Genomic DNA, 17,598 nt, shown 5'->3' on the forward strand with positions numbered 1-17,598 from the left:
CCGGATTTGCCGGCGAGTTCTTCGGGGTGCGCGATGGCAGAGCCCCGACCTCTTTGCAGACGTTCGAGAACGGCCTGCTCATCTGCGATCCAATGTTGAAGCGTTTCTTCTGGTGTCATGTGAACTCCCTGGTTATTTGTTGCGAAAAGCCCGCCGTCCTTCAAACGTGAGGCGGGCATTTGTAGGGTACGCGATCAAAGCCGCCTGCAAATGCGTGTGAATCTGCCTACAACCTGGCCGCCCCAGCCTGTTCTGCTGCAATGCCGTCCTCGCCAGAGATGCCCCTGCATGACCGTGCGCGTTAGGCCACCGCCGCAAGCGAAAGCCTCGCCAGGTTCCTAGAATGTCTGCCCCACCCCGCAAGGCATTCATGACACAGGGCTTCATCCGGATTCGCGGTGCACGTCAGCACAACCTCCAGAACCTCGATCTCGACATCCGCACCGGCGAGATGACGGTGGTCACCGGCCCGAGCGGTTCCGGCAAGTCGAGCCTGGTGTTCGACACGCTCTACGCGGAAGGCCAGCGGCGGTACGTGGAGACTTTCTCGGCCTACGCCCGACAGTTCCTGGACCGAATGGACAAGCCCGCCGTCGACAAAGTCGAAGGAGTGCCGCCCGCCATTGCCATCGACCAGACCAATCCGGTGCGATCGTCCCGCTCCACCGTGGGCACGATGACGGAGCTGAACGACCATCTGAAGCTGCTCTTCGCGCGTGCCGCGCAGCTTTTCGACCGCGAGACCGCGCTGGCGGTGCGGCACGATTCGCCGGATTCGATCTACGCCGAACTGGTCTCTCGCGCTGCCGCGGCAGGCGATCCGCGCGTGGTGCTGACCTTTCCGGTCGAACTGCCCGCCAGCACTTCGGCCGAGGAAGTCACGCAATGGCTGTCCGCCAGCGGCTTCACGCGGGTGCAGGCCGAGCGCGATGTTGCAACGCCGACGGGGCCACGCAAAGTGCTCGACGTCGTGGCTGATCGCTTTCGCATGGCCGGGGCCGAGAGAGCCCGTGTCGTCGAAGCCATCGAGGTGGCCCTCAAGCGCGGCAGTGGGCGGCTCACGGTCTATGCCTTGTCCGGCGATGAAGGCGCTGCGCCCGATGTCTGGAAGTTCTCCACCGGCCTGCATTGCCCCGAGAGCGACATTCGCTATGGCGATCCGCTGCCGTCGATGTTCTCTTTCAACTCGGCAGTGGGTGCGTGCGAAACCTGCCGCGGATTCGGCCGGGTAATCGGCGTCGATCTCGGGCTGGTGATTCCGAACGACAAGCTCACGCTGCGCGCAGGTGCGATCAAGACGATCCAGACGCCAGCATGGAAAGAGGCGCAGGACGACCTCATGCGTCACGCGGAGGCCGCCGGCATTCCGCGCGACACGCCCTGGAACAAGCTGACCGACGAACAGAAGCACTGGGTGATCGAAGGCACGCCCAACTACAAGGAAGGCAACTGGAACAAGCAGTGGTATGGCGTGCGCCGCTTCTTCGGCTACCTGGAGAGCAAGGCGTACAAGATGCACATCCGGGTGCTCTTGTCGAAGTACCGCAGCTACACCCCATGCCCGACCTGTGCGGGCGCGCGGCTCAAGCTCGACAGCCTGCTGTGGCGCATCGGCAGCAAGCAGGACGCCGACGCCGTGCTCGACCCCGCGAAGCGCTTCATGCCAGTTGGCACCAAATGGTCGCGGGCGCAACTCGAAGCACTTCCGGGCCTGTGCCTGCATGACCTCATGCTGCTGCCCATCGAGCGCCTGCGGCGCTTCTTCGACGGCATCGAAAGCCACCGCCATGGCAATGGCAGCACGGCGAGCGACGGCGATGTGCAGGCGCTCAAGCTGTTGTTCGAAGAGATCACGACGCGCTTGCGCTATCTGCACGACGTCGGCATCGGCTACCTCACGCTCGACCGCCAGAGCCGAACGCTGAGCGGCGGTGAAGTGCAGCGCATCAACCTCACGACGGCGCTCGGCACGTCGTTGGTCAACACGCTCTTCGTGCTCGACGAGCCCAGCATCGGACTGCATCCGCGCGACATGAACCGCATCACCGAGGCGATGCTGCGCCTGCGGGACGCGGGCAACACGCTCGTCGTCGTGGAGCACGACCCCGCGGTCATGCTGGCTGCCGATCGCGTGATCGACATGGGCCCCGGCCCGGGCGTGCGCGGCGGGCAAGTGGTGTTCGACGGCAGCACCGACGCGCTGCGCGATGCCGACACGCTCACCGGCCAATACCTCGGCGGACGCAAGCAGATCGGCATGGCCTTTCGCCGCATGGTGAGCGAGAACACGCCGCGCCTCATCCTGGAGGGCGTGCGCGAGCACAACCTGCAGAACGTGACGGTCGAGCTGCCGTTGTCGCGGCTGGTGTGCATCACCGGCGTGAGCGGTTCGGGCAAGTCGACGCTGGTGCAGGACGTGCTCGCACCGGCGCTGATGCGGCACTTCGGCAGGGCGACCGAATCGCCGGGCGCGCACGACCGCCTGCTGGGCGCCGATCACCTGAGCGATGTAGTCTTTGTCGACCAGTCGCCGATCGGCAAGACAGCGCGCTCCAATCCCGCGAGCTATGTCGGTGCGTGGGATGCCATCCGCGAAATTTTTGCGACGGCGGCGCTCTCGCGGCAGCGGGGCTACACCGCATCGAAGTTCAGCTTCAACAGCGGCGACGGACGCTGCCCAACCTGCGGGGGCTCGGGCTTCGAGCACGTCGAGATGCAGTTTCTCTCCGACGTCTATCTTCGCTGCCCCGATTGCGACGGCAAGCGCTATCGGCCGGAGATTCTTGAAGTCACCATCGAGCGTGGCGGCCGCAGCGTCAACGTGGCGGATGTGCTAGATCTCACCGTCGCGGAAGCGGCCGCGGCGTTTGGGGCCGACCGGGACGTGCTGCGGACGCTGCAGCCCATCGTCGACGTGGGGCTCGACTATGTGAAGCTCGGCCAGCCGGTGCCCACGCTGAGTGGGGGCGAGGCGCAGCGGCTCAAGCTCGCGGGCTTTCTGGCCGAAGCTGCGAAGAGCGGTAGCGCAAGCAAGCAACCGCTCGCGCGCAAGGGGACGCTGTTTCTTTTCGACGAGCCCACGACCGGCCTGCACTTCGATGACATCGCACGCCTGATGCGGGCCTTGCGCAAGCTGCTCGATGCCGGGCATTCGCTGGTCGTGATCGAACATAACCTCGACGTGATCCGCGCCAGCGACTGGCTGATCGACCTGGGCCCCGAAGGCGGCGAGGGCGGCGGGCAGATCGTCGCGGTCGGCACGCCCGAGCAGGTGCGCGAGAACCGTGCGTCCCTCACCGGCGCGGCCCTTGCGGATTACGAACTGGCCATCGGACCGGGCGCCTACAAGGTGGCCGAGCGCGCAGCCCGGTCGTATGCAGCGCGCGCGCAACCGGCGCCCGGCCGGGAAGCGATCCAGATCGTGAATGCGCGGGAGCACAACCTCAAGCATCTCTCGGTCGACATCCCGCGGGGCAAGTTCAGCGTGGTGACCGGTGTCAGCGGCTCGGGCAAGTCCACGTTGGCTTTCGACATTCTTTTCAACGAAGGGCAGCGGCGTTATCTCGAATCGCTGAACGCCTATGCGCGCAGCATCGTGCAACCCGCAGGCCGTCCGGAAGTGGATGCCGTGTATGGCATTCCGCCGACAGTCGCGATCGAGCAGCGCCTGTCGCGCGGCGGTCGCAAGAGCACGGTCGGCACGACCACGGAGGTGTGGCACTTCCTGCGTCTGCTGTACGTCAAGCTCGGCATCCAGCATTGCATTCACGATGGCTCCGCCGTGCAGCCGCAAACGCCGGACAGCATCGCCGCGCAGTTGCTGAAGAACTTCAAGGGCCAGCACATCGGGCTGCTTGCGCCGCTGGTGAGCAATCGCAAGGGCGTCTACACCGAACTCGCCGACTGGGCGCGTCCACGTGGCTATACGCATCTGCGGGTGGATGGCGCGTTCTTGCCGACGACGAACTTCCCGCGCATCGATCGTTTCAAGGAGCACAGCATCGAGCTGCCCGTGGCAAGCCTGGATGTGCTGCCTTCGCAGGAGACGGAGCTGCGCCAGGCGCTCACGCGCGCGCTGGAACACGGCAAGGGCGTGGTGCATGTGCTGAGCGATCTCACAGGCCTGCGTGGCGCGATGATGGCGGGGGCGCCGACCAACGGCATCGGACGCGCGCACGTGTTCTCGACACTGCGTGCGTGCCCGGTTTGCAGCACCAGCTATGCGGAACTCGATCCGCGCCTGTTCTCGTACAACAGCAAGCATGGTTGGTGCCCGGACTGCGTGGGAACCGGCGTGAAGCTCACGAAGGAGCAGCGCGAGGTCTACGACGATTCGGTGATGGCTGACGACCAGAAGGGGCGCGAGCAAACCTTTGCCGAGCCCGAGGCTGAAGACGTGGGCGATGTGGTGTGCCCGACTTGCGAAGGCACACGGCTCAATGCAACGGCGCGCGCGGTGAGCTTCGGAGCGTCGGAAGCGGTCGGCGTGAGCGGCATCGGCATCACCGAGATTGCGCGCATGAGCGTGAGTGACATCCGCGTTTGGTTCGAAGGCTTGAAGCTCTCCGGCCGTGAGGCCGAGATCGCGCGCGACCTGGTTCCCGAGATCAAGAGCCGGCTCGAATTCCTGGAAGAGGTCGGCCTGGGCTATCTCACGCTCGACCGCGGCGCGCCGACGCTGAGCGGCGGCGAGGCGCAGCGCATTCGGCTTGCGGCGCAACTCGGCAGCAACCTGCAAGGCGTCTGCTACGTGCTCGACGAGCCCACCATCGGCCTGCATGCGCGGGACAACCAGATCCTGCTCGACGCGCTCCACAAGCTGGGCGACAAGGGCAATACGCTGGTGGTCGTGGAGCACGACGAGGACACGATTCGCCGCGCCGATCACATCATCGACATCGGTCCGAGTGCGGGCAAGCGCGGCGGCCGGCTGGTGGCGGAGGGCACTGTTTCCGACATCCAGAACGCGGGCGATTCGCAGACGGGCCGCTATCTGCGCAACGCGATCAAGCATCCGCTGCAGGCGCGGCGCCTGGTGCCGCCGCCAGAGCCGGGTGCGCCGGATTGGCTCTCGGTGCGCGGAGCCGATCTTCACAACCTCAAGGACGTGACGGTGACACTGCCGCTGCGGCGCCTGGTGGCGGTGACGGGTGTCAGCGGTTCCGGCAAGTCGACGCTGGCGCGCGACGTGTTGCTGGCCAACGTGTATGCGGTGGTGGTGCAGCGGATGACCAAGGCCGGCCGTGATGCGGACGCTGCCGGCAAGCATCCCGCATGGTCGGGGTGCAGTTCGGTCGAGGGTTACGAGACGATCGACCGCGTGCTCGAAGTCGACCAGACGCCGATCGGCAAGACACCGCGCAGTTGCCCGGCAACCTACATCGGCTTCTGGGACACGATCCGCAAGCTGTTTGCCGACACGCTCGAGGCCAAGGCGCGCGGCTACGGCCCGGCGCGCTTCAGCTTCAACACCGGCGAAGGCCGCTGCCCCGGCTGCGACGGCGCGGGCGTGCGCACCATCGAGATGAGCTTCCTCCCCGACGTGAAGGTGCCTTGCGAGGTTTGCCATGGTGCGCGCTTCAACCCCGAGACCCTGGCCGTGAGCTGGCGCGGCAAGAGCATCGGCGATGTCCTGCAGATGGAAGTCGACGAGGCGGTCGAGTTCTTCGCGTCGATGCCCAACATCAGTCATCCGTTGCAGCTGCTCAAGGACGTGGGGTTGGGCTATCTCACGCTGGGCCAGCCGTCGCCGACCTTGTCGGGCGGAGAGGCGCAGCGCATCAAGCTCGTGACCGAACTCAGCAAGGTGCGCGACGACGTCACCCGGCGCGGCAACAAGGCGCCGCACACGCTGTATGTGCTCGACGAGCCGACGGTCGGCCTGCACATGGCCGACGTCGAAAAGCTGATCCACGTGCTGCACCGCCTGGTGAATGGCGGGCACAGTGTGGTCGTCATCGAACACGACCTGGACGTGATTGCGGAGGCCGACTGGCTGATCGACCTGGGTCCGGAAGGCGGCAACGCGGGCGGGCGCGTCGTGGCCGCTGCGCCGCCGGAAGAAGTGGTGAAACTGGGCACGCACACCGGGGTCGCGCTTGCGCCCGTGCTGGCTCGGTCGCGTGAGGCGCATGTCGTTCTGACCTTGCCCGTGCAGGAGTCCGAGCCGGTGGCGGCGCGGCGCGAGGCCTAGGACATGCTCACGATCTACAACGAACGAATGCCGTCAATGTGCTCGACGGCTTCATGCAGCACGCGGGCTGAGCGCCCGCGTGGCATGGGTCCTTACTGCTTGCGTGCTGCGACGGCCTGCTCGGCCTTCGTGACCAGATCGTTGCCGACAGTCGACTTCCACTTGGTGTAGACCGGCCGTGTCGCCTTCACGAAAGCATCGCGTTCGGCGGGCGTCAGTTGCGTCACTGTGACGCCCATCGCGGCGATGTCCTTGAGCACGGGCTTGTCCGCGCCGGTCAGTCCTTTGCGTGCGAGCGCGATGTTCTGTTTGCCGGCATCGATGGCGGCTTGGCGAACGATGGCTTGATCGGCCGGCCTCCACGAAGCCCAGGTTTCCTTGTTGACGACGAACACGAGCGGATCGCACACGTAGCCCCAGGTGGTCACGAACTTCTGTCCGACGGTGTGCATCTTGAGCACGGTGAAGAGGAACAGCGGATTCTCCTGCCCGTCGACGGCACCACTGGCGAGCGCGGGCTGCGCATCGGCCCAGCTCATCTGCGTGGGATTGGCGCCCAGCGCGGTAAACATGTCCGAGAAGATCGGCGAGCCGACGACCCGGATCTTCATGCCCTTCAAGTCGTCAGGCGTCTTGATGGGCTTCTTCGAATTGGTGATTTCGCGGAAGCCGTTTTCACCCCATGCCAGGGGCACGACGCCGGACTTGTCGAGGGTCGCAAAGATTTCCTTGCCTACGTCGCCTTGCGTGAGCGCATCGACCGCTGCGTAGTCGGGCATCAGGAAAGGCATCGAAAAGAGGTTGAGCTGCTTGACCTGCGGTGACCAGTTGATGGTCGAGCCGACAGCCATGTCGATGACGCCTTGCCGTAGCGCGCTGAACTCGCGCGTCTGGTCGCCCTGGATCAGCGACACACCAGGGTAGAGCTTGATGTTGATGCGGCCTTGAGTGCGCTCTTTCACGAGGTCGGCCCAGATGCGGCCCGCTTCACCCCAGGGGGTCGGGGGGCCTAGGACCAGGGACATCTTGTATTCGGACTTGTAGGTCTGCGCGGGGGCTGCTACTGAGAAGCTGCCTAGGGTGGCTGCTACGGCCATGAGGGCTAACAGGGAACGGCGGAATTTCATGGGTGGGTCTCCTTGGGGTGATTACGGTGATTTCGTTTGGATGGGCGGGGGGCGTCTTGGAGGGGCCGCCCGGTATGCGGTGCGGGCTGTGCGACCCCGCTGCGCCGGCCTTTCGGGCTTCCCTGCAGTGCTCGCCTCAGGTGGGGTCCGCGTGAAACTCGCTGCGCTCAAACACACGCGGCCCTGATCCACCTGAGGCTGCGCGCTTCGGCGGCGCAGAAGGGTCGCACAGCCCGCACCGCATACCGGGCTCTGTTGGGGGCGACAAATGCGCGCGCTTCCAACGTCCACAGCCTGCGCGTTATTCACGGCGATGGCGGCGAACTGTTTACCCCCACGCTCTCTGCGATGGCGGGCGGTGTGCGCTGGGGCGGCCGTTGAGGCACCGCCGAGCAGCGCAGCGGTACGCGGATCAGGGCTCGCGACTGTTTGAGCCGCAGGCGAGTTTGAGCGGGACCCCGCGTACCGTGAGCAGCGCAGGGCAGCCGCGAAGCGGCCGGTGACGTCGGCCGCCCCAGCGCACACCGCCCGCCATCGCCACCCCCACCCTTCCTGCATTTGCATTTCTAGTACCCCAATTTCCGGGGCAGCCACAACGCAAGTTCGGGCCAGGCGATGACAGCCACCATCACGAGGAACATCGCAAACAGCATCCAGCCCACCCAACGCACGGTTTCTTCCATGCGCACGTTGGCGATTCGGCAAGAGACCATCAGGTTCACGGCCAGCGGCGGCGTGAACTGTCCGAGTGCGACCTTGAGTGTCAGGATGACGCCGAACCAGACCGGGTCCCACTTGTAGTGCTGCACGATGGGCCACAGCAGCGGCACGAAGATCAGGAAGATCGAGACACCGTCGAGGAACATGCCGACGGTGATGAGCAGCAGGATCAACAGCGACAGCACGCCGTATTCGCCCAGGCCCGAATTCACGATGGCCCGCGTGACCGGGTCGATCACGCCCAGCGTCGACAACGAATACGCAAAGATCCCGGCAAGCGACACCACCAGCAGGATCACGGCCGACAACTCGCCCGATTCGCGCAGGATCGTGAAGAGGTCCTTGACCTTGATCGTGCGATGGATCGCCATTCCGACGAAGAGGCCATAGAACACTGCCACCACCGCTGCTTCGGTCGGCGTGAAGAGGCCCGCGCGCATGCCGCCGAGGATCAGCACAGGCGCAGCCAGGCCCCAGGTTGCTTCACGAAAGCTCTTCCAGAACGGCGGACGTGGCAGGCTCGATTCGAGCGCGCCCATCTTGTGCTTGCGGGCCAGCCACACTGCCGGAACGATCAGCGCGATGCCAGCCAGAATGCCCGGCACCATGCCCGCCGCGAAGAGCGCCGGCACCGATGCGCCCGGCACCAGCACCGAATACACGATGAAGGCCACCGAAGGTGGGATCAGGATGTCCGTGGCAGCCGCCGCGCCGACCACACTGGCCGAATACGCATCGGGGTAGCCGGCACGCGACATTGCCGTGATCATCACCGCGCCAACCGCGGCCGCATTGGCAGGGCCTGAGCCGGAAATGCCGCCGAGGAACATCGCCACGACGATCGCCACCAGCGGCAGCATGCCGGGGCCGCGTCCGACGATCGCGATGGCGAAGTTGACCAGCCGCAACGCCACGCCCGAGCGGTCGAAGATCGAGCCGACGAGCACGAACATCGGGATCGCGAGCAGCGGATATTTGCCGAGACCGGCGTAGAAGTTCTGCGGCACGGCGAGCAGGCCGAACCACTGCGCGTCGCCATTCGCCAATGCAATGCAGGCCGCGCCCGCGAGGCCGAGCGCCGCGCCGATCGGCACGCCGATCAGCATCATCAGGATGAAGGCGACGAAGAGGAGCGTGGGGATCATGGCTTCGCGCCCCGGTCATTCGCGCCATAGTTGGTCTTGCGGCCGCGTCGAACGAAGAGGCCGACCGCGCGCAGGGCGATGGCAAACGAGACGATGGGCAGCCAGATCGAATACCACCACTGCGGCACGCCAATGCCCGGCGACGTTTCTTCGAAGCGATAGTCGTCCCACACCACGCGCACGCTGAGTGCGGCGATCAGGAAGAACAGCACCGCGACCATGGCTGCGCCGAACTGCGCCAGGCGCTTGCGGCGCGCCATCGATCCGCTCTCGGCGAAATATTCGATGCGGATGTGGCGATCGCGCGCCACGGCCGCTGAGCCTGCGACCAGCGCCAGCAGGATCATCAGGAACACCGAGAACTCTTCGGTCCACGCGAAGGACGAATCGGTGAAATAGCGCACCAGCACGTTGGCGAAGGTGATGCAGGCCAGGAGGCCCATGATGACCACCGTCGCCCAGTCCTCGATGGCGAGCGGTACGCGCGTCGGTTCGTCGGCGGCTTGGATTTCAGGGGGAATGGGGCTGGCGGCGTCCAGCACAGGGCCGGACTCGTGGGGAGTGGTCATCGGGATTGCGGGCAGATGAGGCAGATGCCGTGTCACCGGGCGGACGCCGGGACGGGATCCGTGCACCTCGACAGCGAAGCGATGATGAATCGTAACGATCCATGACCACTTCGTTCATCGGGGGTTTCCTTAGCTGCCGGCGTCCCCGCCCTATGCCAGGACGACCTGCGTCTTGAAGGGAAGCCGGCCGAGCGCCTGCTGCAGTTGCTGGCGCAATGGATTCGCCAACTCGCCGGCGGCCTTTGCATCGATGACGACTTGCAATGCGTTTTCGCCGTCCGGCCGCACTTCCGGGCGCGCCGCGGCATCGACACCGAGCGCCGCGCAAGCTTCGTCGACCATGGTGGCGGCCACCTTGCGGGCGGCCATTGCGCGCAGTTCGGGCTTGTAGATCTTGCCGACGTTGGTCATCGGCATGGTTTCGATGACGACCACCGCCTTCGGCTTGGCCGGCGCTTCGTCGACGCGCTCGGCGGTAAAGGCCAGCAGTTCGGCTTCAGTGGCCGATGCGCCGGGGACGAGCGTCGCGAAGACCACCGGGAGTTCGCCCGCATAGGCATCGGGCGCGCCGACCGCCGCGCACAACTGCACGGCGGGGTGGGCGCCCAGGGCATCCTCGATCGTCTTCGGATCGATGTTGTGGCCGCTGCGGATGATCAGGTCCTTGGAGCGGCCGCTCAGGTTGAGCCGTCCTTCGTCGTCGAGCCACCCGAGATCGCCTGTGGCGAGCCAGCCGTCAGCGGTGAAGGCCTTCGCGTTATCGGCCGGGTCCACAAAGCCCGAAAACACATTCGGCGACTTGAACAACACCATGCCTTGCTCGCCCGGAGGCAGGTCGCGTTGGGTGGCGTTGCCGTTTTCGTCGAGCGCGACGATGCGCAGCTGCGAATAGGGCAGGCGAAATCCGACGCAGCCGGCCGGGCCGATGACGCCCGGCGGCGTGATGGTCGAAATGCCGGCCATCTCGGTCATGCCGAGGCTTTCATGCACATGCAGGCCGAAGAGGCGCTCGAAGCGCGCTGCGAGTTCGGGGGCCAGCACGGCGGCGCCGGTGCGGCAGTAGTTGATCGACGAGATGTCAGCGCCATCGAGCGGCACGTTGGCCAGCGCGGCGAGCACGGTCGGCACCGCGGACAGCGACGTGGGACGGTATTTCTCGACCAGCCGCCAGTAGTTGCTCAGCACCTGCTTGTTGCGCAGCAGGGTGGTGGTCGGGATGATCATCTCGACCCCCGCCGACAACAGCGAGAGTGACGCCGGCAGCACGCCCGCCACATGGAACAAGGGGTAGCCGTTGATGGCGGCATCGTTCGGGCCCTGTCCGGTGATCTGGATGCTGGCCCACGCCGTGAACACTTGCGCGCCGTGACTGTGGCGCGCAAGCTTGGGCGCGCCGGTCGTGCCGCCGGTGTGGAAATACGCGGCGATGTCGATCGGCTGAATGTCGCGCTCACTCACCAGACGGTCGGAGGGCTCTCTCGCGCGCAGGGCATTGAAGTCGGCCACGCGTTCGGGCAGCGTACCGGCGCTGCCCGGCACTTCGTCGTGCGGCGCGACGCGCAGCACGGTGGTGAGCGTGGGCACCTGCGAGCGCAGCCGCATCGCCTTGGACCACATGCCCGAATCGGATTCGGACCCATAGGCGATGAGCACCTTCGCACGGCCCGCCGTCATCAGCGAAACCAGCTTCTCGTCAGTCAGAAGCGGGTTGAGCGGCTGCGTGATGCCCGCTGCCGCGCCGCCCCAGAGCGCGAGGTGATATTCGAGACACGCCGGCATCAGCACCGCCACCGCGTCGTCGGGACCGACACCGAGGCCGTGCAGCATATTCGCGGTCTGGTGGATGCCCGCCAGCAGTTCGGCATAGGACCACCGGATCGGCTCGTCGGCGGGATCGCCAGTCCGCAGGAAAGTCAGCGCCGGTTTGTCGCCGAAAGCCGCGCCCGAATTGCGGAAGATCTCGTAGGTGCTTCGGACCGTGAGTGCTTCGCCGAGCGGGGTTTCCTCGATCTTTCGGATGTCCGCCATGCTACGGACCGGAAACGCCTGGCTGAATGGCGCAGCGGTGCGCATGGGTTGGGTGCTCATGAGGGCTGCCTGCCGAGTTCGATGTAGCGCTGCAAGTGACGGTCTTCGTCACCGAGCTGATGGTCGATCATCACGAGACGCTTGGCAAAGTGGGCCAGCGGCAGTTCCCAGGTCATGCCGATGCCGCCGTGCAACTGGATGCTCTCCTGGGCCACCAGCGCGCCGATGCGCCCGATGCTGAATTTCGCGGCCGACAGCGCGCGCTCGCGCGTGAGCCGGTCCGCGCCGATGGCTGCCGCGGCGTTGATCACGGCCGAGCGTGCCTGTTCGATCTCGAGGAGAAGGTCCGCCATGCGATGTTGCAGCGCCTGGAAGCTGCCGATGAGCATGCCGAACTGCTTGCGCGTGCGCAGGTATTCGAGCGTGGCGGTCTTGGCGGACTCCATGGCCCCGAGCGCCTCGGCGCACAGGGCGAGAATCCCGCGGCCGACTGCGCGCTCGAGCGTGGCGTAACCCGCGCCTTCGGCACCCAGCAGTGCGTCCGCGCCGAGCTTTGCCTTTTCGAAGGTCAGCTCCGCGACGCGGCCTCCATCGATGCCGGCGCAGCCACGCACTCTCAGGCCGGGCGTATTGGCAGGCACGATGAAGAGCGAGATACCGGCTTCGTCATCGACCGAGCCCGAAGTGCGGGCCGTGACGACGAAGAGGTCGGCCCGCTCGCCCTGCGCGACCACTGCCTTGGCGCCCTTGAGCACCCAGCCATCGCCGCTGCGCTCGGCGCGCGTCTGCACGCGGGAGAGTTCGTAGTGCGATTCGGGCTCGTCGTGCGCGAAGGCCGCCATGGTGGTGCCGCCGACGATGTCTGCCAGCAGCTTCTTCTGTGCATCGTTGCCTGCAAGGGCGATCGCTTCGCCTGCCATCACGGCACCGAGCAGCGGCTCGACCACGAGGCCGCGACCGAGTGCCTCGAAGACCACCGCGATGTCGAAGCCCTCGCCGCCGAAGCCGCCATCGGCTTCCCTGAAGAGCGCGCCGATCACGCCCAGTTCCGCAAACTGTTGCCAGATCTCCGTGCTGTAGCCCTGGGGCGATCGTGCAATGCGGTCGCGTGTCTCAAAGCCGTACTGCTCCGCGATGAAGCGGTTCAGGCTGTCGGCGAGCATGCGCCGGTCTTCGGTGTGTTCGAAGTTCATGGCAGTTCTCTCAGAGTCCGAGGATCATCTTCGAGATGATGTTCTTCTGGATTTCATTGGAGCCGCCGAAGATCGACAGCTTGCGGTTGTTGAAGTAGCGCGCTGCTGCGGATGCGGCATAAGCGGGGCCGAAAGGTTCGCCACTGAAGCCTTCCTCCAGCGCCTCGGCAACGAAGGGCCGTGCATAGGCGCCCATCGCACGTCGGGCGAGCGATGAGATTTCCTGGCGTATCTCGGTGCCGCGGATCTTCAGCATCGAGCTTTCCGCACCGGGCACGCCGCCACCGGCCACAGCCGCGATCACGCGCAGGTTGGTCGTCTTCATGTTTTCAAGGTCGATCTCGACGCGGGCCATGCGTGCCGCGAAGGCCGGATCGTCGGCCAGCGGGCGGCCGTTCTTCGTCTGCCCGGCGGCGATTTTCTTGAGCTGTTCCATGGCGGCGACGGAGAAGCCCACGCCTGCGATGTTGGTGCGCTCATAAGTCAGCAGGTACTTGGCGCAGGTCCAGCCCTTGTTCTCTTCGCCGACAAGGTTCTCCGCAGGCACGCGCACGTCCGAGAAGAAAACCTCGTTCACTTCGTGCTCGCCGTCGAGCGTGATGATCGGTCGCACTTCGACGCCGTGCGACTTCATGTCGATCAGCAGGAAGCTGATGCCTTCCTGCTTCTTGGCCTCGCGATTCGTGCGCACCAGGCAGAAGATCATGTTGGCGTGGTGGCCCAGCGTGGTCCATGTCTTCTGACCGTTGACGATGTAGTGGTCACCTTCGGCATCGTGGCCGCGCACGGCCTGGGTCTTGACCGCGGCGAGATCGGAGCCGGCGCCCGGTTCCGAATAGCCCTGACACCACCAGTCGGAGCCGTCGAGGATGCGCGGAAGCCAATAACGCTTCTGCGCCTCGTTGCCGTACTTGATCAGCACCGGGCCGAGCATGTTCACGCCGAAGGGCACGATGCGCGGTGCATGGGCGAGGGCGCATTCGTTTTCGAAGATGAACTTCTCGACGGCAGTCCATCCCGGTCCGCCGTATTGCTCGGGCCAATGGTTCGCGAGCCAGCCGCGCTCGTTCAGGATGGCGTGCCATTCCTGCATGTCGGCCTTGCTCAGGTGCTTGCCGGTGGCGACCTTGTCGGAAAGCCGCTTGGGCAGCTTGTCAGCGAGGAAGGAACGCACTTCGCTGCGGAAGGCTTCTTCTTCGGGCGTGAAGTTCAGGTCCATGACTGGTTCTCCGCTCAATAGATTTCAAAGAGCCCCGCAGCGCCCATGCCGCCCGCGATGCACATCGTGACGACCGCGTACTTCGCGCCGCGGCGCTTGCCTTCGATCAGCACGTGGCCGGCAAGTCGTGCACCGGTCATGCCGAAGGGGTGGCCGATGGAAATCGCGCCGCCGTTGACGTTCAGCCGTTCCGACGGAATGCCGAGCTTGTCCTGGCAGTAGATCGATTGCGAGGCGAAGGCTTCGTTGAGTTCCCACAGGTCGATGTCACTCACCTTCAGTCCGTGGCGTGCCAGCAGTTTCGGCACCGCAAAGACAGGGCCGATGCCCATCTCGTCGGGCTCGCAACCCGCGACCGCCAAGCCGCGGAAGGCGCCCAGGGGCTTGATGTTGGCCCGCTCGGCTTCCTTGGCTTCCATCAGCACGCAGGCCGATGCGCCATCGGAGAGCTGCGAGGCATTGCCTGCGGTGATGAACTTGTCCGCGCCCATGACCGGTTGCAGCTTGGCAAGCGCCTCATATGTCGTGCCGCGGCGGTTGCAGGTGTCGTGGTCGATCGTCACCTCGCGCTGCGTGACTTCCTTGGTGTCCTTGTTCGTCTCGGCCATCGTCGTGGTGCAGGCCACGATCTCGTCCTTGTAGCGCCCGGCGATCTGCGCCTCTTCGGTCTTGCGCTGGCTCTCGGCGGAGAAGCGGTCCTGCGCTTCGCGGCTGATGCCGTAGCGCTGCGCCACGATGTCGGCGGTTTCGATCATCGCCATGTAGAGCGCGGGCTTGTGCTGGACGATCCACGGGTCCATGCCGCTGTCGCCACTGTCGGTCGCGCTGCGCGAGCGGATCTGCGAGATGCTTTCGACACCGCCCGCGATCATGGCCGGCGCGCCGTCCACCACGATGCGGCCCGCCGCCATCGCGATCGCCTGCAGGCCCGATGCGCAGAAGCGGTTGACGGTGGTGCCGGCGATCGAGATCGGCAGGCCCGCGCGGATGATGGTCTGGCGTGCGATGTTGCGGCCGGTGGTGCCTTCGGGATAGCCGCAGCCGAGGATCGCGTCTTCGATCAGCGCGGGATCGATGTCCGCGCGCTCCACGGCGGCCTTGACCGCGAACGCGGCCAGCGTGGCGCCGGGCGTGATGTTGAATTCGCCGCGGTGCGCCTTGGTGAGCGGGGTGCGGGCGGTGGAAACAATGACGGCTTCGCGCATGGGGCGCTCCTTATTCGGATTGGTTGAGGCTTGCGAAATCGGCGCCGCGTTCGACCAGTTCGACCAGCAGCGGAGAGGGTTTCCAGAACACCGGGTCTTCCTTGGCGAATTCGCGGATGTCCGCGAGCACCTTGTCCAGACCCACGGTGTCGGCGTACTTCATCGGGCCACCGCGAAAGCGCGGAAAGCCGTAGCCATAGAGAAAGGTCACGTCGACATCGAGCGGCCGCAGGGCGATGCGCTGGTGGACGACGTTGGCGCCCTCGTTGATCATTGCGGCCATGTAGCGGCGCATGATTTCCTCGTCGCTGAAACTGCGCGGCGTGATGCCGGCGCGCTGGCGTTCGGCGTCGATGATGGCGAGCACTTCGGGGTCCGGCGTGCCGGTGCGCGCGCCTTCGGGATAGAGGTAGTAGCCGCGCTGCGTCTTCTGGCCGAACCAGCCGCGCTCGCAGATGCGATCGGCAATCTGCACATAGCGCGCCTTCGGGTCCCTCGTCGCAGCCTTGCGCTTGCGCGTGGCCCAACCGATGTCGCCGCCGGCGAGGTCCGAAACCTGGAAGGGGCCCATCGGGTAGCCGAAGTCGCGCACCGCCTTGTCGATCTGGTAGGGCGATGCCCCGTCTTCCATCATGTGATCGGCGGCCTGCCGATACACCGCGAGGATGCGATTGCCGATGAAGCCGTCGCACACGCCGGCGCGCACCGGCACCTTCTTGAGCTTCTTGGCAAGCTCGAAGCCGGTGGCGACCACATCGGCGCTCACCTTGGCAGGCACCACGATTTCCAGCAGCTTCATGATGTTGGCCGGCGAGAAGAAGTGCAGGCCCACCACGTCGGCCGGGCGCGAAATGCTGGCGGCGATCTCGTCGATGTCCAGGTAGGACGTGTTGGTCGCGAGCACCGCACCGGGCTTGCACACGCGATCGAGTTCGGCAAAGACGGCCTTCTTGACGCTCATGTCCTCGAAGACGGCTTCGACCACGATGTCGACCTTTGCGAGTGCATCGTAGGAGATCGAGCCCGAGAAGCGTGCCATGACCGCGGCCTTGGTCTCGAGCGTCATGCGGCCCTTTTGAATGAGGCCGTCGTACACCTTCTCGACGTTGGCGCGGCCGCGCGCGAGCTGGGTGTCGTCCCGTTCGATCATCGTGACCGGCATGCCCGCATCGAGCATGGCCACCGCGATGCCCGCACCCATCGTGCCGCCGCCGACGATGCCGGCCGAATCGAGGGGGCGGGGCTTGGCGGCCTTGGTCTCGGGCGCCTTCAGCACTTCGCGCTCGGCAAAGAAGGCGTGGATCAGGCCGGCGCGCTGCGGGCTCTCGATGCACTGCATGAAGAGCTTGCGCTCGAGCGCCATGCCTTCGTCGAAGGGCAGCGTGAGCGCGGCTTCCACCGCTTCGACGATCTTCATCGGCGAGAACAGGCCGCGGCTCTTCTTGGCGGTGTCGGCGCGGGCAGCTTCGAGTGCCGCGCGGCTTGCATCAGCGTCGGCCAGCGCCTGGGCGTCGCGCGTGCGGCGCACCGGCGCGTTGCCGGCGATGAGTTCCTTGGCGTAGGCGAGGCCTTCGGCCAATGCGTCGGCGCCGACGCCCGCTCTGTCGATCAAGCCCAGCGCAAGCGCTTCCTTGGCATTGGCGTGGCGACCGCTCAGCATCAGTTCGATGGCCGGCTTGACGCCGATGAGGCGCGGCGTGCGTTGCGTGCCGCCTGAGCCGGGAATCAGGCCCAGCGCCACTTCAGGCAGGCCCAGCTTGGCCGAAGGCACTGCGAAGCGGTAGTGCGCCGACAGCGCGACCTCCAGGCCGCCGCCCAGCGCCGCACCGTGAATGGCGGCCACCACGGGCTTGCTGCAGTCCTCGATGCGTTTGCAGACTTCGGGCAGCGACGGCGGCTGCGGCGTCCTGCCGAATTCGCGGATGTCGGCGCCGGCGATGAAGTTGCGCCCTGCGCCGACGATCAGCACTGCGCGGGCGTTGGTGTCGGCCTCGGCTGCATCGATGGCCGCCACGAGACCGCGTCGGACGTCGACGCCGAGCGCATTCACGGGTGGGTTGTCGACGGTCACCACCATCACGTCGCCATCGCGGCGGAAGGTGACGGGCAGGGAAGCTGGGGAGGGTGAAGTAATGGCCATGCTGTGTGTCTCCGAAGGCGTGCGAGGGCGAACTGAGCATTCTTGATCCGGCGTGCCGC

The 17,598-nt window shown here is 65.8% G+C and carries 9 protein-coding genes; 1 reads left to right on the top strand and 8 read right to left on the bottom strand.

Features of this window, described 5'->3' with window-relative positions; all coding sequences use genetic code 11:
• Window positions 1–370: 370 nt before the first annotated feature.
• A complete protein-coding gene (uvrA, locus tag AC1DEK_RS14310) occupies window positions 371–6,193 on the top strand; it encodes an excinuclease ABC subunit UvrA (protein ID WP_478126312.1) in 5,823 nt (1,940 codons plus the stop codon).
• 92 nt (window positions 6,194–6,285) lie between these two features.
• On the opposite strand, the gene AC1DEK_RS14315 is transcribed toward uvrA, so the two are convergent.
• From AC1DEK_RS14315 to AC1DEK_RS14350, 8 genes are all read right to left on the bottom strand, one after another.
• Window positions 6,286–7,320 (bottom strand): DctP family TRAP transporter solute-binding subunit, encoded by a 1,035-nt coding sequence (locus AC1DEK_RS14315; protein ID WP_478125914.1) that lies wholly within the window; start codon window positions 7,318–7,320, stop codon window positions 6,286–6,288.
• A gap of 566 nt (window positions 7,321–7,886) precedes the next feature.
• Window positions 7,887–9,185: a TRAP transporter large permease gene (locus tag AC1DEK_RS14320; RefSeq protein WP_478125915.1), complete on the bottom strand. Its 1,299-nt coding sequence runs from the start codon at window positions 9,183–9,185 to the stop codon at window positions 7,887–7,889.
• Window positions 9,182–9,754: a TRAP transporter small permease gene (locus tag AC1DEK_RS14325; RefSeq protein ID WP_478125916.1), complete on the bottom strand. Its 573-nt coding sequence runs from the start codon at window positions 9,752–9,754 to the stop codon at window positions 9,182–9,184. The genes AC1DEK_RS14320 and AC1DEK_RS14325 overlap by 4 nt, the downstream gene beginning before the upstream one ends.
• Window positions 9,755–9,904: 150 nt before the next feature.
• The gene (locus AC1DEK_RS14330) at window positions 9,905–11,842 is read right to left on the bottom strand and encodes an acyl-CoA synthetase (protein ID WP_478125917.1); all 1,938 of its coding nucleotides are present in this window, start codon (window positions 11,840–11,842) and stop codon (window positions 9,905–9,907) included.
• Window positions 11,839–12,975, bottom strand: a complete 1,137-nt coding sequence (locus AC1DEK_RS14335; protein WP_478125918.1) for an acyl-CoA dehydrogenase family protein — start codon at window positions 12,973–12,975, stop codon at window positions 11,839–11,841. Before AC1DEK_RS14335 ends, AC1DEK_RS14330 begins: the two co-directional genes overlap by 4 nt.
• A gap of 10 nt (window positions 12,976–12,985) precedes the next feature.
• Window positions 12,986–14,194 (bottom strand): acyl-CoA dehydrogenase family protein, encoded by a 1,209-nt coding sequence (locus AC1DEK_RS14340; RefSeq protein WP_478125919.1) that lies wholly within the window; start codon window positions 14,192–14,194, stop codon window positions 12,986–12,988.
• Window positions 14,195–14,208: 14 nt separating this feature from the next.
• Window positions 14,209–15,399, bottom strand: a complete 1,191-nt coding sequence (locus AC1DEK_RS14345; protein ID WP_478125920.1) for an acetyl-CoA C-acyltransferase — start codon at window positions 15,397–15,399, stop codon at window positions 14,209–14,211.
• Window positions 15,400–15,409: 10 nt separating this feature from the next.
• Window positions 15,410–17,539, bottom strand: coding sequence for a 3-hydroxyacyl-CoA dehydrogenase NAD-binding domain-containing protein (locus AC1DEK_RS14350; RefSeq protein WP_478125921.1), 2,130 nt, complete (start codon window positions 17,537–17,539; stop codon window positions 15,410–15,412).
• Window positions 17,540–17,598 lie beyond the last annotated feature (59 nt).

This window comes from Variovorax sp. 10N420 (assembly GCF_056394705.1).